At 66.6% G+C, this 24,189-nt stretch carries 23 protein-coding genes and 2 pseudogenes; 15 read left to right on the top strand and 10 right to left on the bottom strand.

Features of this window, described 5'->3' with window-relative positions; all coding sequences use genetic code 11:
• The first annotated feature begins 78 nt into the window (after positions 1-78).
• Together OHA72_RS47540 and OHA72_RS47535 are read left to right on the top strand one after the other, a co-directional pair.
• On the top strand, positions 79-510 hold the full coding sequence (locus OHA72_RS47540) for a hypothetical protein (protein WP_327002334.1): 432 nt from the start codon (positions 79-81) through the stop codon (positions 508-510).
• Between the two features lie 41 nt (positions 511-551).
• On the top strand, positions 552-1,505 hold the full coding sequence (locus OHA72_RS47535; RefSeq protein ID WP_327002333.1) for a DDE-type integrase/transposase/recombinase: 954 nt from the start codon (positions 552-554) through the stop codon (positions 1,503-1,505).
• A gap of 215 nt (positions 1,506-1,720) precedes the next feature.
• Here the strand turns inward: OHA72_RS47535 and OHA72_RS47530 are convergent, their stop codons facing one another.
• Positions 1,721-2,689 carry an NYN domain-containing protein gene (locus tag OHA72_RS47530; protein ID WP_327002692.1) on the bottom strand — a complete coding sequence of 323 codons (969 nt, stop codon included), beginning with the start codon at positions 2,687-2,689 and terminating at the stop codon, positions 1,721-1,723.
• A gap of 834 nt (positions 2,690-3,523) precedes the next feature.
• On the opposite strand from OHA72_RS47530, the gene OHA72_RS47525 reads away from it, so the two are divergent.
• The 3 genes from OHA72_RS47525 (at position 3,524) to OHA72_RS47515 (ending at position 5,927) form a co-directional block, all read left to right on the top strand.
• Entirely contained in the window at positions 3,524-3,787 is a 264-nt protein-coding gene (locus OHA72_RS47525; RefSeq protein ID WP_327002691.1) for a hypothetical protein, read from the top strand.
• Between the two features lie 954 nt (positions 3,788-4,741).
• Positions 4,742-5,014, top strand: coding sequence for a hypothetical protein (locus tag OHA72_RS47520; RefSeq protein WP_327002690.1), 273 nt, complete (start codon positions 4,742-4,744; stop codon positions 5,012-5,014).
• A 292-nt stretch (positions 5,015-5,306) separates the two neighbouring features.
• Positions 5,307-5,927 carry a hypothetical protein gene (locus OHA72_RS47515; protein ID WP_327002689.1) on the top strand — a complete coding sequence of 207 codons (621 nt, stop codon included), beginning with the start codon at positions 5,307-5,309 and terminating at the stop codon, positions 5,925-5,927.
• Positions 5,928-6,687: 760 nt separating this feature from the next.
• Here OHA72_RS47515 and OHA72_RS47510 read toward each other — a convergent pair.
• Genes OHA72_RS47510 through OHA72_RS47495 form a run of 4 tightly spaced genes read right to left on the bottom strand, consistent with a single transcriptional unit; the run spans position 6,688 to position 9,018 of the window.
• The gene (locus OHA72_RS47510) at positions 6,688-7,323 is read right to left on the bottom strand and encodes an ABC-2 membrane transporter-related protein (RefSeq protein WP_327002688.1); all 636 of its coding nucleotides are present in this window, start codon (positions 7,321-7,323) and stop codon (positions 6,688-6,690) included.
• Complete coding sequence (locus OHA72_RS47505) at positions 7,323-8,018, bottom strand: ABC transporter ATP-binding protein (protein ID WP_327002687.1); 696 nt, start codon at positions 8,016-8,018, stop codon at positions 7,323-7,325. Before OHA72_RS47505 ends, OHA72_RS47510 begins: the two co-directional genes overlap by 1 nt.
• Positions 8,015-8,497 (bottom strand): hypothetical protein, encoded by a 483-nt coding sequence (locus OHA72_RS47500; RefSeq protein ID WP_327002686.1) that lies wholly within the window; start codon positions 8,495-8,497, stop codon positions 8,015-8,017. Before OHA72_RS47500 ends, OHA72_RS47505 begins: the two co-directional genes overlap by 4 nt.
• The gene (locus tag OHA72_RS47495; protein WP_327002685.1) at positions 8,494-9,018 is read right to left on the bottom strand and encodes an RNA polymerase sigma factor; all 525 of its coding nucleotides are present in this window, start codon (positions 9,016-9,018) and stop codon (positions 8,494-8,496) included. The genes OHA72_RS47500 and OHA72_RS47495 overlap by 4 nt, the downstream gene beginning before the upstream one ends.
• A 2,250-nt stretch (positions 9,019-11,268) precedes the next feature.
• On the opposite strand from OHA72_RS47495, the gene OHA72_RS47490 reads away from it, so the two are divergent.
• From OHA72_RS47490 to OHA72_RS47465, 6 genes and pseudogenes are all read left to right on the top strand, one after another.
• Positions 11,269-11,571 carry a DUF4184 family protein gene (locus OHA72_RS47490; RefSeq protein WP_327002684.1) on the top strand — a complete coding sequence of 101 codons (303 nt, stop codon included), beginning with the start codon at positions 11,269-11,271 and terminating at the stop codon, positions 11,569-11,571.
• Between the two features lie 59 nt (positions 11,572-11,630).
• A pseudogene (locus tag OHA72_RS47485) lies at positions 11,631-12,559 on the top strand (IS3 family transposase); the annotation flags it as partial.
• Positions 12,560-12,606: 47 nt separating this feature from the next.
• Positions 12,607-14,007, top strand: coding sequence for an IS30 family transposase (locus OHA72_RS47480; RefSeq protein WP_327000308.1), 1,401 nt, complete (start codon positions 12,607-12,609; stop codon positions 14,005-14,007).
• Positions 13,985-14,311: an integrase core domain-containing protein gene (locus OHA72_RS47475; RefSeq protein WP_442788396.1), complete on the top strand. Its 327-nt coding sequence runs from the start codon at positions 13,985-13,987 to the stop codon at positions 14,309-14,311. The genes OHA72_RS47480 and OHA72_RS47475 overlap by 23 nt, the downstream gene beginning before the upstream one ends.
• 4 nt (positions 14,312-14,315) lie before the next feature.
• Positions 14,316-14,828: a DUF4184 family protein gene (locus tag OHA72_RS47470; RefSeq protein ID WP_327002683.1), complete on the top strand. Its 513-nt coding sequence runs from the start codon at positions 14,316-14,318 to the stop codon at positions 14,826-14,828.
• A gap of 201 nt (positions 14,829-15,029) precedes the next feature.
• The gene (locus OHA72_RS47465; protein ID WP_327002682.1) at positions 15,030-15,770 is read left to right on the top strand and encodes a hypothetical protein; all 741 of its coding nucleotides are present in this window, start codon (positions 15,030-15,032) and stop codon (positions 15,768-15,770) included.
• Between the two features lie 164 nt (positions 15,771-15,934).
• Here OHA72_RS47465 and OHA72_RS47460 read toward each other — a convergent pair whose 3' ends face one another.
• The 5 genes from OHA72_RS47460 to OHA72_RS47440 form a co-directional block, all read right to left on the bottom strand.
• Positions 15,935-16,180 carry a hypothetical protein gene (locus tag OHA72_RS47460; RefSeq protein WP_327002681.1) on the bottom strand — a complete coding sequence of 82 codons (246 nt, stop codon included), beginning with the start codon at positions 16,178-16,180 and terminating at the stop codon, positions 15,935-15,937.
• A 729-nt stretch (positions 16,181-16,909) separates the two neighbouring features.
• Positions 16,910-18,115 carry an IS256 family transposase gene (locus OHA72_RS47455; RefSeq protein ID WP_327011800.1) on the bottom strand — a complete coding sequence of 402 codons (1,206 nt, stop codon included), beginning with the start codon at positions 18,113-18,115 and terminating at the stop codon, positions 16,910-16,912.
• 140 nt (positions 18,116-18,255) lie between these two features.
• Positions 18,256-18,828, bottom strand: a complete 573-nt coding sequence (locus tag OHA72_RS47450; RefSeq protein ID WP_327002680.1) for a hypothetical protein — start codon at positions 18,826-18,828, stop codon at positions 18,256-18,258.
• 20 nt (positions 18,829-18,848) lie between these two features.
• Positions 18,849-19,505: a hypothetical protein gene (locus tag OHA72_RS47445; protein WP_327002679.1), complete on the bottom strand. Its 657-nt coding sequence runs from the start codon at positions 19,503-19,505 to the stop codon at positions 18,849-18,851.
• Between the two features lie 22 nt (positions 19,506-19,527).
• Positions 19,528-20,028, bottom strand: coding sequence for a hypothetical protein (locus tag OHA72_RS47440; protein WP_327002678.1), 501 nt, complete (start codon positions 20,026-20,028; stop codon positions 19,528-19,530).
• 851 nt (positions 20,029-20,879) lie between these two features.
• On the opposite strand from OHA72_RS47440, the gene OHA72_RS47435 reads away from it, so the two are divergent.
• The 4 genes and pseudogenes from OHA72_RS47435 (at position 20,880) to OHA72_RS47420 (ending at position 24,183) form a co-directional block, all read left to right on the top strand.
• Positions 20,880-21,812 carry a reverse transcriptase domain-containing protein gene (locus tag OHA72_RS47435; protein WP_327002677.1) on the top strand — a complete coding sequence of 311 codons (933 nt, stop codon included), beginning with the start codon at positions 20,880-20,882 and terminating at the stop codon, positions 21,810-21,812.
• Complete coding sequence (locus OHA72_RS47430) at positions 21,766-23,406, top strand: reverse transcriptase/maturase family protein (protein WP_327002676.1); 1,641 nt, start codon at positions 21,766-21,768, stop codon at positions 23,404-23,406. The genes OHA72_RS47435 and OHA72_RS47430 overlap by 47 nt, the downstream gene beginning before the upstream one ends.
• A 322-nt stretch (positions 23,407-23,728) precedes the next feature.
• A pseudogene (locus OHA72_RS47425) lies at positions 23,729-23,917 on the top strand (transposase family protein); the annotation flags it as partial.
• A 167-nt stretch (positions 23,918-24,084) separates the two neighbouring features.
• Complete coding sequence (locus OHA72_RS47420; RefSeq protein WP_327002675.1) at positions 24,085-24,183, top strand: RICIN domain-containing protein; 99 nt, start codon at positions 24,085-24,087, stop codon at positions 24,181-24,183.
• Positions 24,184-24,189: the final 6 nt, after the last annotated feature.

Here is a 24,189-nt window from a genome sequence, read left to right as displayed (position 1 = left end):
CGATCCCTCCCTGTCAGGCTGTCGTGAGACACCCCGGCGATCGGGGTTGGCTTGTAGGGCGTGACTGGAGATGCGTACGTGAGCAGCAACAAGCAGGCGCCCGAGACCAACGGGTCCGGGCCGGTCGATCCGGCTCCGCGTCCGACCCGGCGTAGCTTCACCGCCGAGTACAAAGCAAAGGTGGTGGCCGAGTATGAGGCCGCGCCGCACGGCGAGAAGTCCGCGGTCCTGCGCCGGGAAGGATTGTTCCATTCCCACGTGCAGGAATGGACCCGTGCCCGCAACACCGCCACGCCGGCCGGACCGGCGAATGGTTCCGTCAACACGTCGGCGACGACGGCCCGCCTGTCGCGGGCCGAACGCGAGACCGAACGGTTACGCGCCGAGAATGCCCGGCTGAACGCGAAACTCGCCCAGACCCAGGCCGCGTTGTCGATCATGGGAAAAGCGCACGAGCTCTTGGCATCGCTGGCCGAGAGCACGGACACACCGCCGTCATCGAGCCGCTGATCGAACAAACCCTGAACGCCCTCACCGAGGCCGGCACGCCCGTGCGGACGGCCTGCCGGCTCGTCGGACGTTCGCGGGCCACCCACTACCGCCACGCCCGCGGCCCGGTCCTCGGACCCAGGCAACGACGTCAGCCGGGCCCGCAGGCACTGGACACCGCGGAGCGGGCCGCGGTCCTGCAAGTGATCAACCAGACCGGCTACGCCGAGTTGTCGATCGGGCAGATCTGGATCCGTGAACTCGACGAAAACCGTTACTGGTGCTCGCTTTCCAGCATGTACCGCATCGCCGCCGCCGCGGGACAGACGAGGGAGCGACGCCGTCAGGCCACCCACCCGGCCAAGGTCAAACCCGAACTCGTCGCCGACGCCCCGTCACAGGTCTGGACCTGGGACATCACCAAGCTCCGCGGACCGGCCAAAGGCGTCTGGTACCACCTGTACGTCCTGATCGACATCTACTCCCGCTACAACCCGGGCTGGATCCTCGCCGCCGCCGAGGACTCCGTCCTGGCCCGCGACTTCATCGACGAAGCCATCACCCGCAACGGCCAGATCCCGCACACCGTCCACGCCGACCGCGGCACCTCGATGACCTCCCAGCCGGTATCCGCGCTGCTGGCCAACCTCGGCGTCACCAGAACCCACTCCCGACCCCGGATATCGGATGACAACCCATTCTCCGAAGCGCAGTTCAAAACCCTGAAATACCTGCACGACTTCCCCGGCTCATTCCCGAACCTACCGGCCGCACGGGCGTTCTGCGACGGATTCTTCACCGAGTACAACCACGTCCACCGCCACTCCGGGATCGGCTGGCACACCCCGGCATCCGTGCACTTCGCGACCACCGGCCCGATCGACGCCGCCCGCCAGCACACCCTCGACACCGCCCAAGCCGCCCACCCCGAACGCTTCGCCCGACGACCCCGCCCGCCCCAGATCCCCGACCACAGCTGGATCAACCAACCAGCCGAGGAACTACAGAAGACTTGACATCAAATGTCTCATTTGACTTGACAGATACCGATCGCCAGCACCGACAGCCACGGCACACGGAATCTCACTGCACGGCAGCGAGCGGACAGCGGCAAATCCGTGCATCTGACCTTTGGACGTCGGAGGTGCAACTGGAAGGAGCGCTCAGACGCAATCCCAAGAAGAACCGCATGCGTACCAACGGACTCGAATCCTGGTGCTCGGCCCTTCGGCTAGGCCTCGTCATACTTCTCCCAGAATTGCGCCCGCAGCTTGTGTCGCACAGCTTCACTCAACTCGATCCCACCGCGGCGATCGGATAAGTCAGTCAACAATGCCTTATCAACGTCTCGTGGAATCGATGGCTTCCCTGCCGTGAGTTCCGCCAGCGCTTCTGGCGTGGCGGACCTACGGAAAGTCAGCAGGACGTTGTCAACCACCGAATCGATTTGTTTGGCAAGCTCAGCGGGATCCTCATACGCCGGCGCACTTGGCGGCTCGCTGTTGATGGCTCCGCCGGACGTGAGCATGGGCGGGCGAAGCGCGCCAGGGACTCCCTCGTTGTTAAGGTCCCTAGACGTAGCCTTGGCTCGTGGTCGCCCGCCTTGCGGCGCTAGTGCTATTGACTGCGCCGTTGGCGGCACTTGGACCTTAGTAACCGACTGATCAATGGTATCTGGAAATATGATTTTGAGCCCGTCGGCGGCCCGAATTAGGTGTCGGCTGATGCCGTGAGGTTTATCGTCCGCGTTGGGAACGGCGAGCAATATAACCTGCACGCCGTGAACTTGGGCCTCCTCGACAGCTTCGGTTAGATCATCATCCCCCGAAACGAGGATGAAGACGTCCGCGGCTCCGTTACGTGCGTGCGCCACGAGGTCAAGCCCAATGCGCAGGTCGACGCCTTTCTGCTGGCCATCGAAGCCGAACCGACCGAGCCGCAACTTGACGTTGGGCAGTTCACCGATGAACTGCTGCTGATTGTCGGGCACGCCGTCCGTCGCAGAGTCGTACCAGTGCACTCGGAGCACCGGCAGCTCCGATAGCGCCTCGGCTTGCTGGACAAGCGCGTCGATCAAGGGTTCATAGTCGACTTGGATCCCGTTGCGGAACGACGTCCCCGTCACCCGGACGGCTGCGGCGCTGAGCAGATAGCCGACGTCCACATAGAGAGAGCACCTAGGCTTCACGGTCCACAGCATGCCACCAGCCCCGAGCGACGCGAGTCCTGATGAGGGTCCAAAGCGCGCTCTACGCACTCTCGCCGGCGTGACCGCGCACCGGTGGTCTCCTTGGGCGTCACGTCCTGTGCCCGCCTCTATGGCTGCCGCGAGTTCCGCGCGGCATGTCCGCGCACTGGATCAACTGGCCGCAGACCCGCGGCCACAGCCGATTGCATCCTCAGGCGGGCTCTGGCTTGCAAGCCTGGGCCGGTATCCGCGACGGTGACCATATGTCAACGGGGCAATCTGGCGACGAAGGCGAGAACGCGGCCGATCGAGCAGCATTGGAACAGCTCCTGGGACGTCCGTTGCCGCGCGAGTGGCCATCCTTGGCCATGCCGTCCGGTGCGCGGGTTCGAGTCGTGAAGGAGGCAGGGTGGGACGAGCCGTGGAGATCGACCACGCCGGAGACGGCCGTACCGCAAGGCCCAGATCTGGTCCAGATACCTGCAGTTCGCCGGAGAACAAGACGACGCACAGCCATGACCGCACCGGATCGCGGCAGAGGAATGCGACTGCGCCGGCTGGTGGGGCCGCGCTCCGTCGACAGGCACTCGGTGCGTGCGCCATCGTCTACCGAGACAGAACGCCTGCGGAGACATGGGGTTACCTTTCTGTGAGACGTTCCGCGGTTCTGAATTGTGCGAATCTTCAGACGGTTCGATCCGTTTGAAGTGGGACTGACAGGTGCCGCGACGCAGGCTTCGATACTTTCGTTAGGCGGAGGCGCTCAGGTACACTCCCGATCGCTGGACAACGTGCTCGACACGCCCGCCGACAATCGGTTGCACGGATTTTCCAAGGATGTGCATCATGCGCCTGACGAAGCAGGTGATTCGACAGCTGTTGGATCAGAATGAAGGATTCGAGAGATCGACTCACTACAGGGACAGGAACAACACTAACGACAGGCACTACCAGATCGTGAGTGGAGAGCTACGTATTCGCGAAACAGGTAGGACTTCCTGGGCGGACAGTCACTATGACAACGAGTTCGTAGCAGATGAGGATCAAACAAGACGGTTCCTGAAGAACTACCTGGGCGCTTTGAATACCGACGGCTTGAACATGGGCTGACGCAGACGGGATGCCCACATCCGTCGCACGCTCATCGGCAAATGAGTAGATTGATCAAGGCTTCTAGCGTCCAGTTCGACGATGTTACGTAGTCGCCGGTGTCGGGGGTTGGGCTCTGCGTCGGTGCGAAGTCCCAGTGGCAAGGCGTGGGCCGGCTCTGGCGGAACGGGTCGCGTTCCTGTGTGGCCGTGTGGTCGTTGTTCTGGTCGTGTCGGGAGCGAAGCGCCGCGTACCGGTCGTGGTGGTGGGAAAGCCGAGGACGGCGCCTCTTTCGGCGGAGGATCGCCGGCAGTCGGTGACGGCCTTGGCTGTCATGATCCACCGGTGGTGGTCGGGCGGCCGGGGGCGCAGCGCCAGAACTGTTTGCGGATCGGATCCGTTCGGCGGCGCTGCGGCTGATGACCGTCAGTGAGCTGGTCAGGGTAGGCGTCGGCGTACGGCCGTCAGGGTGACGATTGGACCCTGAACAGGGTGAATGCGGTTCGGGTTCTGCCACATCGGGTCCACCCACGGCATGTGACCTGGGAAAACGTGAAACCGATTGGGCAGTGCCCGAACCGCCCTGGCGATATCTGCCGTGACCTGGGCGAACGTGCGCGTCCGCGGTCGAGTGGCCGTTCTTATGCGGTGACGGCGGAGTGTTCCCGACGGCACGTTGATCGGCCGGACCGGCCACGTCGGCTGGTTGGGTCCGGTTCGCGCAAGCGATCCCGGCGCGGTGCTAGGTGTGATGTCCGGCGCGGTACTGACGGCGGCGGCCGGCTGCGTCGATGAGCTGCTGGGACTCTGTCTGAGCTGGCAACGCACCTTGTCCTCGGTACGAGCGTGCGTTAGCCGATGCGGTAAGCGGTGACAGCCAGTAGCGAACGGATCGCGGCAGATGAGGGCACTGCGCCGACAGGACCGGGTGGCGTCAACGCGCCGTGCCTACACGTGATCAGGCAGACTCGCGGCGTGTCTCACGAGTTGTACCGCGACGTCGAGTTTCCGTTCCCAGGCGGCCGCTTTCCGCACCAGCTCGGGGCGGTCGTACAGCGCACCGTGTCCACCGGCGCGGAGCCGGCCCGAGAGGTTGTCCACACTGATGACAACAGTTGGCTCGTCGGCGATGGAGTCAACGACCCGAACCAGCCCGGAGCGGTGCTGATCGACAGCATGAGCCACCTTGCCGACGACGATCCCTCGATCGCCGAACTGGCTGACATGCCCCCGGGCCACATCGCTTAACGCGCCGGGCCACATGCACCCTAAAGCATCCGCGTCGACAGCAACCGCACACAGCTCGGCGGCAACGTCATCTCGAGCCGCCGCTCAGCCTCGACGATCCCCTGCGCCGCCACCGCCCGCCCCGAATCACAGTTCTACCCCTCCATGCCGTCCTGAAGATCGTCGCGGCCCAGGAGACTACGACGTCCTCGCAACGAACGGCCGTCAGGGCACAGGCCTGCTCACGTGCGCGAACTGCAGGCCTGCCGACCATGCCGCGGACGTCGCGCCGTGCTGCCGATCCAGGTTCCAGGTGTCCAAGATCATGGGTCGACTTCCCGTACGGCATCACCCGATTCTGCGGACACACGGTATTCGCGGCGATCCCTACGATGAGCGCGTGCGAAAACTTCTCGGCATGCTCTGCGGTCTCTCGCTGCTCGTCGTCGCGGGTTGCGGCGACGAGGCCACGCCCACCGCGAAGGCGAGCTCGTCGTCTTCGGCGGCCACCTCCGCCGCCCCGCCTGCGTCACCTCCGCCGTCGCCGTCACCCTCGTCGTCGGCGCCCGTAGATCCGGCAGTCGCCGCCAACACCCGCCAGGTGTGCGACGAGCTCAAGAAGGTCAACTTCGACCAGACGGCCGCGTTCATCAGCGGGCTCTCAAAGCACGGCGACATCAAAGCGATCACCGACCCGGCGAAGCAGCAGGCCATCATGAGCGCGGCCAAGAACGGGCTCACGGCCTGGGCGACGACGATCCGCCCGATCGCTGCGAAGGCCATCAACCCCGCCCTGCGCAAAGCGATCGACGACCATGCCGCGGCGCTGGACGACACCGCCGCGACCCTGCGCACGTTCGACCAGGTGACGTCGGTGCTCGTCGCGCCACCGATCGCCGTCGCCGAACGCGAGACGCGGGAGATCTGCGGCTGACCCGCCGATCAGTGCGGGAAGAGCGGTAGGAACAGCCGGCACCCACGTTGCCCCGGCTCCTTGATCGCGTTTCCGCTCATCGGCATGACAGGCCACTAGTGGTGGAAGCGTCGGTCACCCACTGTGACGAACTCCAGCTGGCCTTCGCGCACCAGACGCGGCAGTTGAGCGCGTTTCAACGATGATCGACGTTGGCGTCGATAGCCGATGGTCTGCTGTACCTGTCGGGGTCGCTCGACCTGTCGATGACGTCGGGAACATCGGTCCCGGGTACATGCCAGTGAGGCGATGACCTCAGGACCAGGTCACGACGGTGAGGCCCGGCACGTCTGCAAGGTGACAACCGGTGCCGAGGGGTGCCAACCGGAGCGCCGCGCCCGCACCGCCGCCGCTGGCCGCCGTAGCCCCGTGCAGGCCGCATGTCAGGCGCCGCGGTCGTCCCCGCCGACCGTCAGTGCGCACATGGCCGCAATATCGGCACGGTACTCGTGCGGATCGAACATCATCGCTTCAGCGACCTGGCTCCACTGCTGTCCACCACCCTGACGCCTACACGGACACGACGTGCACCTCGGGCCAGCGGGAGCAGGAACAACCGGCACAGTCGACGGCTCACCGGCCGGCGTTGCGTCAGCTCAGTAGGACGATCAGACCGGCGAGGAGCACCGCAGCGACGAGCAGGGTCACCACGATCAGCGTCGTCCGGCCGAACCTGCGGCGGATCAGCTTCGGATTGTGGATCATCGATTGTCCCTTTGTGTCAGGCCCGCCGGCGTATCGCCAGGTAGGCGATGCCGGTCAGGAAGACTGTGATGCCGACGTATGCTGCCGCCTCGGCGGACTGCATCGGCCAGTACGACAGGTGGAACTGGCCGCGCATCGCCCGGCCGCCCAGTTGGCTGACGCCGACCAGCAGCACCGCCAGCGGCATGGCGACGCGGGAGTGTCCTGTCACCGCGCCGAGTGCGGCGCCGAGTGTCAGGGCGAAGACCACTCTGGCGAACGGGACGATGCCGTGGCTTTCGTAGTGCGGCCAGGCCATCGGATCACCTCCCGCGTCGGGCAACGCCCAGGTGAGGAGCGCAGCGAGTGTGCCGGTCGCCGCCAGGGCACCGGCGGCGGCGCTGGCGAGGATGGCGGCCAGCCAGCGGCCCCGGGTCACGCTCTGGGCCCAGGCGAGTTTGAACGTGCCGGTCTCAAGTTCGCGGGCGATGAGGGGCGCGCCCCACACCAGGCACACCGCGCCCGGCAGGAAGCCCGCCAACTGGCCAGTCAGCCCGGTCAGCTCCGGTTCGCTGCGCTCGACCAGCGCGGCCGCGCCGTACAACAGCAGCAGGGCGGCGATAGCGGCGAACTGGGCGCGCTGGCCGCGCCAGGCCACCCACAGCAGCCCCATCAGTGGGCCGATTCAGGGTTACGCAGGTAGTCCAGCACGAGTCCCTCCAGGGTCGGGGTGCGATGCGTGTCGAGAAGCTCGGTGAAGCTGCCGGACAGGCGGACCCGGCCGCTGCCGAGCAGGATCAGGTGGTCGCACACCTCGGCCAGGTCGGCCAGGATGTGCGAGGACACCAGCACGGTGGCCTCCAACCGGCGGACCACCTCCATCACATGGATCCGGGCCAACGGATCAAGCTCGGCCAGCGGCTCGTCCAGCACCACCAGGTCGGCCCGCTTGCCAACGGCCAGCGCGAGTGCCACCAGCGTGCGCTGGCCCCCGGACAGCCGGTCCACCCGCTGGCGCTGCGGGATGTCGTGGGCGCGCAGGAACGACTCCGCGCGGCCATGGTCCCAGCGGGGGTTGGTGGCGGCGCCGAAACGCAGCAGATCGCTCACGCTCCAGCGCCGGTAGAGCGGCTTGTCCTGGGCGACGAACGCGACCCTGGCCAACTGGAGCGGTCGGCCGAAAACGCGCACCGTACCCGTGGTCGGCGCGAGCATGCCGGTCACCAGATTGAGCAGTGTGCTCTTGCCTGCCCCGTTCGGCCCGACCACCGCGGCCGACGCGCCAGCGGGCAGCTCGATCGTGCACTCGCGCAGTGCCCACCGCTGGCGGTACCGCTTGCCGAGCGCGTTGGTTTCGAGAGCGTTCATGGCCGATCCTGCTGCGTCAGCTGCCGCACGCGGCGCAGCAGCGCGGCGCGGCGGGTGTGGGCCCGCACGGCCAGCGCCAGCGCCGCCGCGACGAACAGGCCCCCGATCGCCAGCGCAGCCACCAGGTCGGTCCCGCTTCGGGCTGCGGCGACGGCCGCGACACCGGTGGTCACGATGGAGGCGGCCAAGGCGATCCAGGCGGCGATCACCTGCTCGGTGGCGAACAGCGGCACCCGGCGGGTCAGCAGCCAGCCCCCATAGCAGGCCCAGGCCAGGCAGAACACGGTGAACAGCGCGAACGACAGGTGGGTGCGGCCCGGTAGCGGACCCGGCTCGCTCCACCACAGCGAGGTCACGAACACCGTGCCGGCCAGCCCGGCCAGCAGCGCCGCCACCGCGCGGATGCGAGTCCTTCGTGACAGCGTCTCCTCGAGCCGGTCGAGCATTTCCCGTGCCGACAGGCGTGGCTCGTCGGTCATGACCGGTACTCCTTCCCGTTCAGGTGCTCCCGCAGCAGGCGACGAGCCCGGTTCAGCCTGGACTTGACCGTGCCGACCGGAACTCGGCAGATCTGTGCACAGTCCTGGACGGACAGGTCTTCCAAGTAGTGCAGGACGAGGATTTCCCGCTCCAGCACCGGCAGGCTCGTGAGCGCGGCGACGAGTTCTGCGCGGGCCACCATGGCCTCGACCGGGTCGTCGACCGACGGTTCGTCCCGCACCAGCGTCGCTTGCTCCCGGGCGTACTCCGTTCGAAGGCGGTCGACCACCGATCGGCGGGCGATGGCGAACAGCCAAGGCGTGAACCGGGCGGGTTCCCGCAACCGTGGCAGGCCGCGGACCACGGCCAGCCAGATCTCCTGAGCGACGTCGTCAGCCCGATCGGCGTCCAGCATGCGCCGGACGTATCGCCACACCGGCACGCGCCACCGGGCCACCAGCTCGGCCAATGCCGCCCGCTCGCCCAACTGAGCGTGCACCACCAGCAGCTCATCGGTCATCTCATCCTCCCATCACCATCAACAGTCGGGCGAGCATCCGATCAGGTTCACGCCTCACGCATTTGCCTGCCTGGCAGGACGATTGGGGGGTCAGGCAGCGAATGGCTATCAACCCCCGACCGATCCGCAGGCATTCGCCTTCTGTCTCCAAGCGATCATTCGGCTGGCGGTGCCGGTTGCCGCATCGAGGTCACCAACGCTGGGCGGTCGCGGTAATTGCGACATCCCCCAACGGCCTCTGCCTCGTCCGGAGCGAGTTCGTGTATCCGACCGGCGGCGCGTCCGGCCACGGCTTGTGCCGCTTCCAACGCCTTGAGGCGCGGGGAAACCTCGTTGAGTAAGTCGATCCGGACACGTGCCCGTGCCACCTCGGGTTGATCCGGCCAGCCGCGCGAGCACACCGCTCAAGGCTGCATGCCCGGTCAGCAGTTTCCTGCGTGCGTCGGCAGGGTCGCCGCTGCTGTGCCGAAGGCGGCCGTCCCACCGGTACCTGCTCGACGTCGTCGCCGATGCGATCACCGACGCCGCCGTCACTCGCTCCTCGTCGCCCTCATCACCGCCCGCGGCCTCGCCCTGCGCCCGAATCTGATATCAGCGAGTCTGCGACGCCGCCCGAAGGGCGGCATAAGACCAAGATCGGGTGCACGGACATCGGCTACAAATGAGTAAATTGATCAAGGCCTTTAGCGTCCGGTTCGACGACGTTACGTAGTCGCCGGTGTCGGGGGTCGGGCTCTGTGTCGGTGCGAAGCCCCGGTGGCGAGTCGGCGTGGGCTGGCTCTGGCGGAACGGGTCGCGTTCCTGTGTGGCCGTGTGGTCGTTGTTCTGGTCATGTCGGGAGCGAAGCGCCGCGTACCGGTCGTGGTGGTGCGAAAGCCGAGGACGGCACCTCTTTCGGCGGAGGATCGCCGGGAGTCGGTGACGGCCTTGGCCGTCATGATCCGCCAGTGGTGGTCGGGCGGCCGGGGCCGCAGCGCCAGAACTGTTCGCGGATCGGATCCGTCCGGCGGCGCTGCGGCTGATGGCCATCAGTGAGTTGGTCAGGGTAGGCGTCGGCGTACGGCCGTCAGGGTGATGATTGGACCCTGAACAGGGTGAATGCGGTTCGGGTTCTGCCACATCGGGTCCACCCACGGCATGTGATCTGGGAAAACGTGAATCCGTTTGGGCGGTGCCCGAACCGCCTTCACGATGTGTCCCGTGGCCTGGGAAAACGTGCGTGTTCGCGGTAGGGCGGCCGTGCTTGTGCGGTGACGGCGGAGTGTTCCGACGGCACGTTGATTTGGCCGGACCGGCCATGTTGGCGGGTTGGGTCTGGTTCGTGCACGCGGTCCGGGCGTGGTGCTTCGGGATCCTGTCCGGCGCTGTACCGACGTCGGTGGCCGGCTACGTCGGTGAGCTGTTGAGGCTCTGACTGAGCTGGCAACGCGTTTGTCCTTGGTGCGAGCGTGCGCTGGCTGATGCGGTAAGCGGTGACAGCCGGTAGCGATCGGATCGCGGCAAATCCGTGCACATGGTCTTGGTTCCGGAGCGTCTTCATTGCGGATCATCTTGTGGCAGCATCTCGTCGGCGAACATGCCGTAGGGCGCGCCGCCGGAGGTGTAGCCCGCCACGAAGAACGATCTGCCGTCCAGCATGATCCACCATTCGTCGTCGATCTGGTCGCCACTGCGTCGACGGTACGGCGGGGGTCGCTGGCGGGCGCTGTGCCCACTGCTGCGCCGAGTCTGGCAACGCGAACCCGAGCGCGGTCAGGTCGTCGTAGGCGGCGTACTTGTCGACGCCGTACCGTCTGGCGTAGCTCTTCACCGTGACCGCGGCACCGGAACGGATCCATTCCTGTGCCGAATCACGGCGTTGCCGCTGGCGCATCCGGTGACGTCGCGGCTGCATGCCCGGATGCTACCGGCGGCCGGTGTCGGTCGTGCCGCACGGGTGAACGAAGCCGGCGTCGCCTGTCCTGCTTCCCCGACGATCAGCAGCTTGCCGAGCGCTATCGGCGGCATAGTGCGGATGGTTTGTCGATGTCGGTGGCTTGTCGGCTCCTTTGTGGATGCGGATCGGTAAAACGGGGCCATGCCCCGTCAGCTGCTCTGGCGACAACTGGCGTCTTTTGCCTGACACGACGTTCACCGGCGCGCCCGAGTCCAGCCGGGGTTCATGCCCATCGGACACCGTCATCGGCCGCCCGCCCATCTCGACGTGATCAGCGTGGCGCTCACCTATTCTGGCGGCGATGAGGCGACAACGTGCCGTTCACCGGTAGCCATCCCGCTGCGGTGCTGCCGCTCATGCGATGGGGGCTGGTGCCATCCGCGTTGGTGATCGGCAGCATGGCGCCCGACCTGCCGTACTACCTACCTGTCCCGGTCGATGCGGGCATGACGCATTCGCCCGTCGGTACGGTCACCGTGGACATCGTGCTCGGTGGCGCGGCCTTCCTGGTCTGGCATGCCGTACTGGCGCCGTTCCTGGTCGCCGTGTCCCCGACGCCCGTGCGCAGCCGGCTCGCCGCAACCGGGTCGCAGCGACGAACGGGAGTTAACCCCTGACCTTGGACACCTGAACCTGGATCTTGAGTGGTCCGGGTGGATGGGAGTCCTGGAAGACTATGGCTATGAAGCACTACCCGCCGGAGTTCAAGGCCGATGCGGTGGCGTTGTACCGGTCCCGGCCCGGCGCGACGATCGCGCAGATCGCTGCCGATCTGGGCGTGAACTCCGAGACACTGCGGAACTGGATCCGGGTCGATGACCGGCAGCGCGGCACGACCCCCGCGGCGCGGCCGACGGGCCGACCGGCGGCGGACGATCCGGTCGAGGCCGCTGCGGCGGAGAACGCCGCGCTGCGCAGGCGGGTGCGGGAGTTGGAGGAGGAACGTGACATCCTGCGCAAGGCGGCCCGGTATTTCGCCGGGGAGACGCGCTGGTGAACCGCTTCCAGTTCGTCGCTGACCACTCCGAGCGCTACGGCGTGAAGCGGTTGTGCCAGGTCCTGGGCGTCGCCCGGTCCAGCTTCTATCACTGGAAGGCGTCCGCGCCGGCACGCGCGCTTCGTGCCGAGGCCGACGCGCGGCTGGTCGAGCAGATCCGGCAGGTGCACGCCGATTTCGACGGCACCTACGGCGTCCCGCGGATCACCGACGAGCTCCGCGACACCGGTGAACACGTCAACCACAAGCGCGTCGCCCGGGTGATGCGGGCTATCGGCCTGCAAGGCCTGCGGCTACGCCGACGGCACCGCACGACCGTCCCGGACCCGGCCGCGGCGAAGGCACCAGATCTGATCGGCCGGGACTTCACCGCCGAGGCTGTCAACCAGCGCTACGTCGGTGACATCACCTACCTGCCGCACGGCGACCGCGGGTTCCTCTACCTCGCCACCGTCATCGACCTGCACTCCCGCCGCCTCGCCGGGTGGGCGATCGCCGATCACATGCGCACCGACCTCGTCCTGGACGCCCTGCACGCCGCCCAGCGCACCCGAGCCGCCCTCGGCGGCCTGCACGGGGCGGTCCTACACACCGATCACGGATCTCAAGGCGGATTCAACTGGTGGTCGCAACACCCCTTCCGGAGGGTGGAGCGATGGGTTTGGGGCCGCGGCAGAAGCAGGTTCGGGAGTATCGGGGGCAGATGCCGTCGCCGGGGCGGCCGTCGGTGGCGTGGCGTGAGGATCGGGTCACGTTCTGGGCCGCGATCGGTCGTGGTGCGGTGACCGAGGACGCGGCTGCGGCGGCGGGTGTGTCGTCTCCGGTCGGGTTTCGGTGGTTCCGGCATGCTGGCGGCGTGAATCCTGGGTTGCCTGCGACGGTGTCGGGTCGGTTCTTGTCGTTCAGCGAACGTGAGGACATCGCGCTGTTGCGGGCGCAGGGCAAGGGGGTCCGCGAGATCGCGCGCCGGCTCGGCCGTGATCCATCGACGATTTCGCGGGAGTTGCGGCGCAACGCCTCGACCCGGACCTACAACGTCGAGTACAAGGCGTCGGCCGCGCAGTGGCATGCCGAGCGCCGGGCCCGCCGTCCGAAGACCGCGAAGCTGGCCGGTGACGAGCGGCTGCGCGAATACGTCCAGCAACGACTTTCCGGCGCGGTCTGCGCGGTGGACGGCCGCCCGGTTGCCGGGCCACAAGGGGCGCATTGGAAGGGCCGCAACAAGCCCCGGCGCGGGGATCGCCGCTGGGTCACCGGATGGAGCCCGGAGCAGATCAGCAACCGGCTGAAGGTGGACTTCCCGGATGATGAGTCCATGCGCATCTCGCACGAGGCGATCTATCAAGCCTTGTTCGTTCAAGGGCGCGGGGCGTTGAAGCGTGAACTGGTCGCCTGTCTGCGAACCGGCCGCGCGCTGCGCGTGCCACGCGCACGGGCGAAGCAACGCCGCGACGGCATGGTCACTCCAGAGGTGATGATCAGCGAACGGCCGGCCGAGGCGGCCGACCGCGCCGTGCCCGGGCACTGGGAAGGCGACCTGATCATCGGGCTGGACCGGTCCGCGATCGGCACTCTGGTGGAACGCACGACCCGCTTCACGATGCTGCTGCACTTGCCCCGCATGGAAGGCTATGGAGTCGAGTCACGCGTGAAGAACGGCCCCGCACTGGCCGGCCACGGCGCCGCAGCCGTCCGCGACGCGATCGCCGCCACCATCACCACCTTGCCCGAGCAACTGCGCCGGACACTGACCTGGGACCGCGGCAAAGAACTCGCCCAGCACGCCCAACTACGCATCGACACCGGCGTCCAGGTCTACTTCGCCGACCCGCATAGTCCGTGGCAACGCGGAACGAACGAGAACACGAACGGCCTGCTGCGTCAGTACTTTCCCAAAGGCACCGACCTGGCCCGCTGGAACCGCGACGACCTCGACGCGGTAGCCGCCACTCTCAACAACCGTCCACGTAAGACACTCGAATGGAGGACACCTACCGAGGTCCTCAACGAGCTGTTAATGTCCATTCAGGACAATGGTGTTGCGACGACTGGTTGAATCCGGTCAATACACGTCCAAGGCCTTCGCCGCCGCCTGCACCGCAGCCGGCGTCCGGCAGTCGATGAGCGCCATCGGCAGCTCCGCGGACAACGCCGCCGCCGAATCGTTCAACGCCTCACTGAAACGCGAAACCCTGCAAGGCCGCAGAGCCTTCACCGACGAACACGACGCCCGACTCACCACCTTCCGATGGCTGCACCGCTACAACACCGTCCGCCGCCACTCCAGGCTCGGACACCGATCACCAATCGCCTACGAAGCCAACCAACCGACGTCAGCTACGCTGCCCCAAGCCGCATAAACGCGTGTCCAAGATCAGGGGCGAAGGCCCAACTCACTCCACAAGGGTGCGCGGCATCGTGCTGACAGTGGCCTCGCTGACCGTGGGCGCGGCCACGCACACACTGTGGGACGCGTTCACGCACGCCGGGAGATGGGGATCTCGACACATTGGCTGGCTGGCCGAGCAACATACCGGCCTACCCGGTTACCAATGGTCGCAGTACGCCAGTGGCGTCGTCGGCGCGATCAGCATCGCCGCCTGGCTGCTGCGCTGGTGGCACGCAAACCAAGCTGTCACTCCCCACGCCTCCGAGCCTGCGGCGTGGACCGCACGGACGGCGTGGGCGATCATCGTGCTCGCTGGCATCGCGGGTGGACTTGTCGCCGCGCTGCCCGCACCCGATGGTGAAGGACTGCTCCGGATTGTCTTCCTCGCCGGCACGGGCGCCGCCGGGGGCGGCCTGATCGCCGCGATGCTGTACGCAGGTTGTTGGACCGTCCTGACCAGGCAACGCCGAAGGACCGAACCCGATTAGCCCGGGACTACTGCATCGGTTGGCGTCCAACGTCCGCACATCGGCTTCGAGAGCGCGCCAGAAGCTCAGACATGCAGGGCGGAGCGGCGTACACAGCGTGACGACCGCTCGGCGAGCCACAGCGCACGACCGGCGGCAGAAGCGGACGCCACGCATCAGTCGGGTCGCGGTCGCGGACGCGCGGCAGGCAAGATGTCAGCCGTGACCGAGGATGATCCACTCGCTGGCGCAATTCTGGAACACTGGAGCGGATGCACCCTGCCTTTGGGGCCGCGCAAGCGCGCGGGGACGGCGTTCTTCTACAACGAGCTCGTGGAGTCCACGCCCGAGGGCGACCGGGTACGCGAATGGTGGCTGACCGCTGACCATTTGACGCGTACCAAGCTGGGCGAGGTGCGGCTGCGGTCCGATCTCGTAGAGCCCACGGGCGCAGCGTCGGATTATCTGGCCGTGCCGGACTTCGAGAAGATGTGGTCGCGGCGCTCCGGTGTGGCGGTGATGCGTACGTTCTTCCTCCACGAACACGCGGCGAAGAGGGGCTGGTCGTGGGTGGCCGTGCAGATCACCGACGGCGTCGCCGCCAAGGCCCAGCACGTGCGCGCCGTCGATGCGCAGCCGCGCCGGGCGTACGCCCTGGGCCACATCACGAGGGAAGTGGGCGAGCCGGGCGAGGAGCGACCGCTGGCCATCGCCACCTCCAACATCGCACGGGACCCCGACGGGGTAGTGCGCTGGCAGGGCTCACTGCCCGACGGATTCGCGGGCGGTCCCGTCTTCATCGCCGAGCGGCGGGACGACCGCGGCTTCGTTCTGCGCTGCCTCGGGCTGATCGCGTCGGCCGACCGGAACCCTGGGGTGTTCACCTTCGACGCGATCCGCTCGCTGATCGGGGAACTCGTGCGGCCGAAGCCGCCGAAGGGCGGCTTCTTCCGCCGTCGCTAGACGAATCAGTGCTCCGCCGAGTCAGTCCGTCGAAAGACATCGCGGACCTTGCCGCCTCGCGGGTTGGATCACCGACCGCCACGAGTACCCACGAGGCGCCGCGCACCAACGACGGCATGAGCGGGCGTTGCGTCGATCGCCGCGGACGCAATCAGCGGCAGGTCTCAACGGTCGCGGAAGGCCTCGTGCACGAACCACGACACTGGCAACGCCAGCAAGACCAACACGGCCACACCACAGCAACTTCCAAGAGTGACGGCGTTGATCCAGCTGGTGATTCCGTCGTAGTCTGCGATCACGGCCGAGAGTCCAACAATACATAGCGCCACCGCGCCCAGGAGGAACACAGCGACCGTAACCGTTGGCCACACCCACGAGGCGCGGTTCGACATCGGCTGGCGGTCCTTCACCCGCCGAATCCTATGCGCCGGCCAACAGCCACTTCATGGAGTGCTGTGAATGTTTGCGACCGAGTTCGTGGAGAGGCTGCTCGTGATCCGGGCGTGCCGGCATGAAGCCTCAGCGAGAAGTGCGGTCGCACGCACATCGGCAAATGAGTAAATTGATCAAGGCCTCTAGCGTCCAGTTCGACGACGCTACGTAGTCGCCGGTGTCGGGGGTCGGGCTCTGCGTCGGTGCGAAGCCCCAGTGGCGAGTCGGCGTGGGCTGGCTCTGGCGGAACGGGTCGCGTTCCTGCGCGGCCGTGCAGTCGTTGTTCTGGTCATGTCGGGAGCGAAGCGCCGCACACCGGTCGTGGTGGTGCGAAAGCCGAGGACGGCACCTCTTTCGGCGGAAGATCGCCGGCAGTCGGTGACGGCCTTGGCCGTCATGATCCACCAGTGGTGGTCGGGCGGCCGGGGCCGCAGCGCCAGAACTGTTCGCGGATCGGATCCGTCAGGCGGCGCTGCGGCTGATGGCCATCAGTGAGCTGGTCAGGGTAGACGTCGGCGTACGGCCGTCAGGTTCACGATCGGGCCCGGAACAGGGTGAATGCGGTTCGGGTTCTGCCACATCGGGTCCACCACGGGATGTGACCTGGGGAAACGTGAAACCGATTGGGCAGTGCCCGAACCGCCCTGGCGATATCTGCCGTGACCGGGAGTGTCAAATTAACGGCTGATCCGGGTTTGTTGAGGTGGTCAGTGGTTGGCCGGGGTGAGCCGGCCTTCGAAGGCGATCTGGAACGCGTTCAACGGTGCTTTCCACCGCATGGTCCACCGCCGGCGGCCCGCCCCGGTGGGGTCCAGGCTCATCAAGGCCATATACACGCACTTGAGCGCGGCCTGTTCATTGGGGAAGTGCCCGCGGGCGCGGACGGCCTTGCGGATACGGGCGTTGACGCTCTCGATCGCATTGGTCGAGCAGATGACCTTGCGGATCTCGACGTCGAAGGCCAGGAACGGCACGAACTCCGCCCAGGCGTTCTCCCACAACCTGACGATCGCCGGATACTTCTTGCCCCAGGTCTCGGCGAACTCGAGGAACCGTTCCGTCGCGGCGTCCTCGGTCGCCGCGGTGTAGACCGGCTTCAACGCTTTGGCGATCTTGTCCCAGTCCTGCCGGGCCGCGTACCGAAACGAGTTGCGCAACAGGTGCACCACACACGTCTGCACGATGGTCCGCGGCCACACCGACGCAACGGCGTCCGGCAGGCCCTTGAGGCCGTCGCAGACGAGCATGAGCACGTCGTGCACGCCGCGGTTCTTCAGCTCGGTCAGCACATGCAGCCAGTGTTTCGCGCCCTCGCCGCCGTCGCCGGCCCAGATCCCGAGGATGTCGCGGTGCCCGTCGACGGTCACCGCCATGACGACATAGATCGGCCGGTTCGCGACCTGACCGTCCCTGATCTTCACGTTGATGGCATCGATGAACACCACTGGATAGACCGGGTCGAGGGGCCGGTTCTGCCACTCGGCCATCCCGTCCATCACCTTGTCGGTGATCGTCGAGATCGTCTGCTTCGACACGTCGGTGCCGTACACCTCGGCCAGGTGCGCCGCGATCTCCCCGTGCGTCAGCCCCTTCGCCGACAACGACAGCACCAGGTCATCGACCCCGGACAGCCTGCGCTGCCGCTTGCGCACGATCTGCGGCTCGAACGTCCCGGCCACGTCCCGGGGCACCCGCACCTCGACCGGCCCGACATCGGTCAGCACCGTCTTGGTCCTGCCGCCGTTGCGGCTGTTACCGCTGCCCTTGCCCGCCGGGTCGTGCTTGTCGTAGCCGACATGATCGGTGATCTCGCCGTCCAGCGCGGACTCCAGGACCCGCTTGGTCAACTGCTGCAACAACCCGCCCTCACCGGTCAGCTGCAGACCGTCACCACGGGCCCGGTCGACCAGCATCGCGATCAACTGCTCGTCCGTGACCGCACCGACCGGCCCGCCGGTCGGTTCCTGCTCGACGGTGGTCTCCGTCGTCATCTGGCGTCTCTCCCTTGATCAGCAGATCCGCCGTTATTTGTACAGTCCCCGCCGTTGCAGTACTACGCGCCGGCACCGATCGGGTCGCCCGGGCGGGCCGGCTGCGCGTTGATCCGGCGGTCGTCCAGCAGGTCGCGCACGAGTGCGGCCGAGCCACCCAGATAGGTCGACGTGAGGTCGATCTCGGTGGCGACGCACCAGGAGCGGTCGTCGGGCCACCACAGGTTGGGACTCTGCTCCCACGACACATCCCACAGAGCCCGCGCGGCGTCGAGCCCGCCGCGGTACAGCGCGAAGGAACGGGACGGCATCTGGATCCTCGCCAGCGGAGGGGTGATCCACGCCGGTGGATCAGCACTGCCGTCGCGGGTCAGCGCGGTCATCGCGGGAGGCCCATGCAGCCAGGCGTACCCGTCCCAGATGGCGAACCAACACGATCCTGGTTCGGGTGCGTGCCGCGGGAGCACCTCGAGGAGCGCGTCCAGTTGCGGCCGGTCGAGCGTGCCGGCCTCCGGATGGCGGATCCGCGCGTATGCGGCGAACGCTTCGGGAACCAGGCTGCCGACATCCTGGGCGAACGGATGCAGTCTCTCGACGATCCACCGCGCCGCTGCAACGTCCTCAGACCACTGCACGCCAGGTCACCTCCTCGATATTACTCCTCCGTGGTGCGGAATCCCCAGCTGGCGCTCACCACCGCATTGTCGCGGGCATTGGCTGGACGGCTGGAAACCGGAACGTACCACTCAGCATAAAGCACGATCACCGGGAATGCCGAACTATTCGTGAGGCGAACCAGCGCCCCGTCCTGATCGTTTTTCAGACGGCACTCCGTTTCCAGGACGGCAGGCGACGACAGTTCGTCCGGGCACGCAATTGCGTGCGGTTCGGATGTCGGCACTCCGTTGTCGTCGAGCGCGCCTTGGAAGAGGCGGACATCGACCGCGGTCGGGTGCGACTGCGTCGGTATACGTATTTCGATGTCGGCCGCTACCGAAACTGGCACGGCCGGCGGCCAATGGACCGGCGATCCGTCCGGAGCCGTAGTCTGCATGTCGCCGGACGGCGAGAACCATCGCGACGACAGCAGGATGCCGATCTCGTCCTTTCCGTTCGCACCGAGGAGCAGCGCGCGGGGTGTCGCTTCGCGCCAGATCGGCTGGCCGGATCCGGGGAGCGGTATCCCAGACGAGAGGCTTTCGATGGCGTCCGGACGGTCTACCCGCGACTGGTTCACCGTGCAGCCGAACAGGCCACCCATTGGTGCGATGACCGCCAGCAGCACGGTGACCAGCCGTCGTCCGGCGGTCATCTGCGCTGGGCGCAGCCGTGCGTCAGCACGTCAACCCGTTCGCCGAGTTCGACGTGTACGCGTATGAGCTGTCGCTCGCCTCGTGATAGGAGTTCGCGAGGTAGTCGTGCGTGCCATCGCAGTCCGCCGCGCTCTCGGCGGCATTCGTACTGACGGAGTTGTAGCCGTCCTTCGAGCCGTAGCCGCGCTGCTCCCACCCGTACCACCGGCTGCGGTAGAGCGTCACGTCGACGTGAACCCCGAGCCCGGAGCACACGGTGCGGGCGACGACGTTGATCGAACCGTTGACGTGGCTGGAGGAATGCGGCTGATCGGTCTGGCCGTAGCAGCCGGGCGCCAGTGCCGGTGACACACCCCCGCGGCTTCCAAGCGCATTCTTGTCGGGTGCAATGAAAGGCTTTCCGTCGGCGGTGCGGGACTTCGATGTCGGCGACCACTGATCCGGCGACGCGCTTGCCGGAGAAACGGTCGCAAAGACACCGACGAGTCCACCGATGAGCAGTGCAGACAGCAGTTTTCGCACCATTTTGTCCCCCGATTCGTGGTGGGTGTTTCGGGTTACGCTACCGCCAGCATCCGAGCCTCGCCGTCCCGTTACGGGCGGCCTGAATGATCGTTTCGAATGATTTTGGCAAATGGCGAAAATTGCAATAGACCGGCGAAGATCGGTATGGGGGCACTGTTGCATTGGCCGAGGGCAAGATCGAGCAGACTTGAGCGGTGAGCGGTGAAGCTCTCAAGTCGGCGCCGTTGCGTTACCTGATCGGGCGGCGCGGTGAACCCGTGAGCCATTTTCGTGCGCCCAGCAGAGTGGAGGTTGGCCGTGTAGGTGGTTGATCTTTGTTCGTAAGCTCGTCGTCGCTTGCCGGTGGAAGTCCGGTCCGGGTAACTGCCAGGAGGCCCGGTAGCAGGCTGGCGGCTTGGTCTGGAAACGGGCCGGGTCGGAGCCCAGTGTCGAAAGCCCTGATGGGGGAGCGATTGAGCGGTCCGTAGCGTGAAGCGAAGCCTGCGGCGTCGTTACTCAGCTGCCTGTGAGGGTGGCACCAGGCAGTGCCGAGCCCTTCGAAATCGGGGTGAAGGCCATGGAAGCGGTGGAGCACCTGGATTGCAGCCGTGAGGGACTGTCCGGCGTATGGGGCGCGGAACGTTCAGATAGTGACGGCGGGAACTGGGGAGGCCCTCCCCGGCCCGGTGGTCTGCGCTGATGTCACCGGAAGCGTGGCGTTCTATAACCGATGGCCTCGGGAAGTGAACGATCAGCCGGGAGGGCGTCGGAGGCGGTCGTAGTACCGATCGAGCCGAGCGGACAACAGAACCGTCGGTGAGGGAAGGACCGCTGCTTCGTCGATGCGCATGACGTGGAGGAGGGGCCCGGTGAGTGCCGTTTTGGCTAGTCCCGCCGCTGGTGGATCGATCGTTGATCCGGTCCGTGCCTTGCAGCATGTGCTTTACCGGGCGGCCAAGGCCGATCCCGGACGTCGGTTCCACGCGCTGCGAGACAAGGTCCTGCGCAGGGACGTCTTGTGGCGGGCGTGGGTCGCGGTGCGCCGCAACGACGGCGCTCCGGGCATCGACAAGACCACCTTGGATCAGGTCGAGCAGGACGGCGTTGGCCGGCTGCTGGACGACCTGGCCGATGAACTGCGGGACGGCAGCTACCGGCCGTTGCCGACGCGGCGGGTGTTCATTCCGAAGCCCGGCGGCAGTGAGCTGCGACCGCTGTCGATCCCTGCGGTGCGTGACCGGATCGTGCAGGCCGCGGTGAAGATCGTGCTCGAGCCGGTCTTCGAAGCGGGCATGCTGCCGTGCAGTTTCGGGTTCCGCCCGAGGCGTTCGGCGCACGATGCCTTGCAGGTCCTCATCGAGGAGTCCGCGCGGGGCAGGCGGTGGGTGGTCGAGACGGATATCGCCAACTGCTTTTCGGCGATACCGCACCAGGAGTTGATGCAGGCGGTTGAGGAACGCGTCTGTGACCAGGCGCTGTTGAAGCTGCTGCGGGTGATGCTGCGCGCAGGAGTCATGGAACAGGGCCTGGTTCGTCGGGAAGTGACCGGCACCCCGCAAGGCGGGGTGATCTCCCCGCATGCGAGATGCCGCAACGGTGCTGAACGTCATCCGGGAACGCGGCAGGCGTGGCCTGCCGCTCGAGAGACTGTATCGACAACTGTTCAACCCGCAGCTGTTCCTGCTGGCCTACGGACGCATCTACACCAACACGGGTGCGATGACGCCCGGGGTCACGCCGGAGACCGTGGACGGCATGTCCCAAGCCAAAATCGGGGCGATCATCGACGTGTTACGTCGTGAGCGTTACCGATGGCGGCCGGTCAAACGCGTGCACATCCCGAAGAAGAACGGGAAGACGCGCCCGTTGGGGTTGCCGACCTGGTCGGACAAACTGGTCGCCGAGGTGGTGCGCCTGCTGTTGGAGGCGTACTACGACGTCCAGTTCTCCGACCGGTCCCACGGGTTCCGGCCCGGACGCGGCTGCCACACCGCGTTGAACGAGGTGGTCAACGTCTGGTCCGGAACGCACTGGTTCATCGAGGGAGACATCTCCGACTGTTTCGGGTCGCTGGATCATCAGGTGATGACCGCGGTCCTGACGGAGAAGATCCACGATGGCCGGTTCCTGCGGTTGATTTCGAACATGCTCCAGGCCGGATATCTGGAGGACTGGCGGTGGCACGCCACGCTCAGCGGCGCGCCGCAGGGCGGGGTCGCATCACCAGTACTCTCCAACATCTACCTGGACCGCTTCGACCAGTTCGTCGAACAGACTCTGCTACCTGAGTACAACCACGGCAGCAAACGGCGACGCAACGAGGCATACCGGGACGTCGACAACGCGGTCGAGCGGGCCACCCGGCGCGGTGACCGGCGGGCGGTGCGAATGCTCAAGCAGCAACGCCGCCGGTTGCCCAGCCAGGACCCGAACGATCCGGAGTATCGGCGCCTACGGTATGTGCGGTACTGCGACGACTGGCTGCTGGGGTTCGCCGGACCGAGGCACGAAGCCGAACAGATCAAGTCGAAGATCGCGCGGTTCCTCCGCGACGACCTCAAGCTGGAGTTGTCGCCAGCCAAGACGTTGATCACCCATGCCACCAGCCAGGCGGCACGGTTCCTCGGCTACGAGATCAAAACCCAACACGCCGACGCGAAGATCACGGCCGGACGCCGGTCGGTCAACGCGAAAATCGGCCTATTCGTGCCCCGCGACGTCATCAGGCAGCGATGCGCCCGCTACATGAGCCACGGGAAACCAGCCCAACGAGGTGCGCTCCTCCACGACGACGACTTCACCATCGTGGCGAAGTACGCCTCCGAGTACCGCGGACTGGTCCAGTACTACCTCCTTGCCCAGGACGTGTTCCGCCTGGACACCCTGCGCTGGGTCACCGAGACCTCGATGCTCAAGACCCTCGCCGGGAAACACCGGTCCACCGTCAACACGATGGCCGCCAAGTACAAGACGATCATCGACACCCCTTCGGGGAAACGGACCTGTTTCCAGGTCGTCGTCCACCGGGACCGAGGCAGGAAGCCACTGGTCGCCCAATTCGGCGGCATCCCGCTCAAACGCCAACGCACAGCGGTCCTGTCCGACCTGTCACCGATCATGGCCAGCACCAAACGCAACGAGCTGATCCACCGACTCCTTGCGGGAGGCTGCGAGATCTGCGATTCGCGGACCGACATCGAGGTCCACCACATCCGCAAACTCGCCGATCTCAACCGCCCTGACCGACCCGACAAGCCCGCCTGGATCTACCTCATGGCCAAACGACGACGCAAGACCCTGGTCGTCTGCCGCACCTGCCACGAGGACATCCACGCCGGTCGGACCAGTGCATCCACCCGGAACCGACCACTGGAGAGCCGCGTGTTGCGAAAGTGACCCGCGCGGTTCGGGAAGAGGCCGACGGAAAAGGACCTGAACCACAGGCACCTCGCCGGCGGCCCACTTCACTTGACGGGCGGGAGTTGGAAACGGAGCTGACCGGGCCACGGTCACGGCAGTGGGGCACCCTGACGGGAAACCACAGGAACACGAAGACTGCCGGACCTACCGCCACGCACACGCACCGCGCCAGCTCCCGACCCTCCAAGCTGATGTTGCAGCTCGGAGGGTGTGCGGCGGCCCCGGAGATCGATGAGGGCGAGGCTCCAGGTAAGACAGCAGTCGACCAAGATCCGATGCCCCAACCGGGAGCCTCGCTGTGCTGTCTTACCCCGCCGCAATCCCGCTGTCCAGCCGAACCCTGAACCACCTGGCCGCCCGCATCCGCCGTCATCGCAACCAGCATCGATCCCGGTGGCGGCGCCTCGATCCCGCACGGCAGGCGTTGCTCGCCCTGGCCCACCTGCGCAACGGTGACACCTACGCCCGCCTTGCCGCCGGCTTCCAGCGCCGCCGGCACCTCGACGTCCATCGCCGTGCCGACGACCGCGGGGGACTAGCGGCTGTTCGTGGTGGATGCCCAGGGCAACCGCTCGGCCTAGTCGAAGTGGCTCGTGCGCCGGCCGGGCAGCAGCGGCGGACGAGGGCCACGATCGTGGGCGGGTCGTCCGGCCGGTGCATCGACATCGGCGGGCGTCGACCGCCAACGGCACGCAGGCCCAGCTGTGGGACTGCCACGGCGGCACCAACCAGCAGTGGAGCCTGCGCGGCTGAGGCCGG

The organism is Dactylosporangium sp. NBC_01737, assembly GCF_035963215.1.
Classification (GTDB): Bacteria; Actinomycetota; Actinomycetes; order Mycobacteriales; family Micromonosporaceae; genus Dactylosporangium.
The sequence above is the reverse complement of the archived record's forward strand: the minus strand, read 5'-3'. Positions and strand labels throughout refer to the sequence as shown.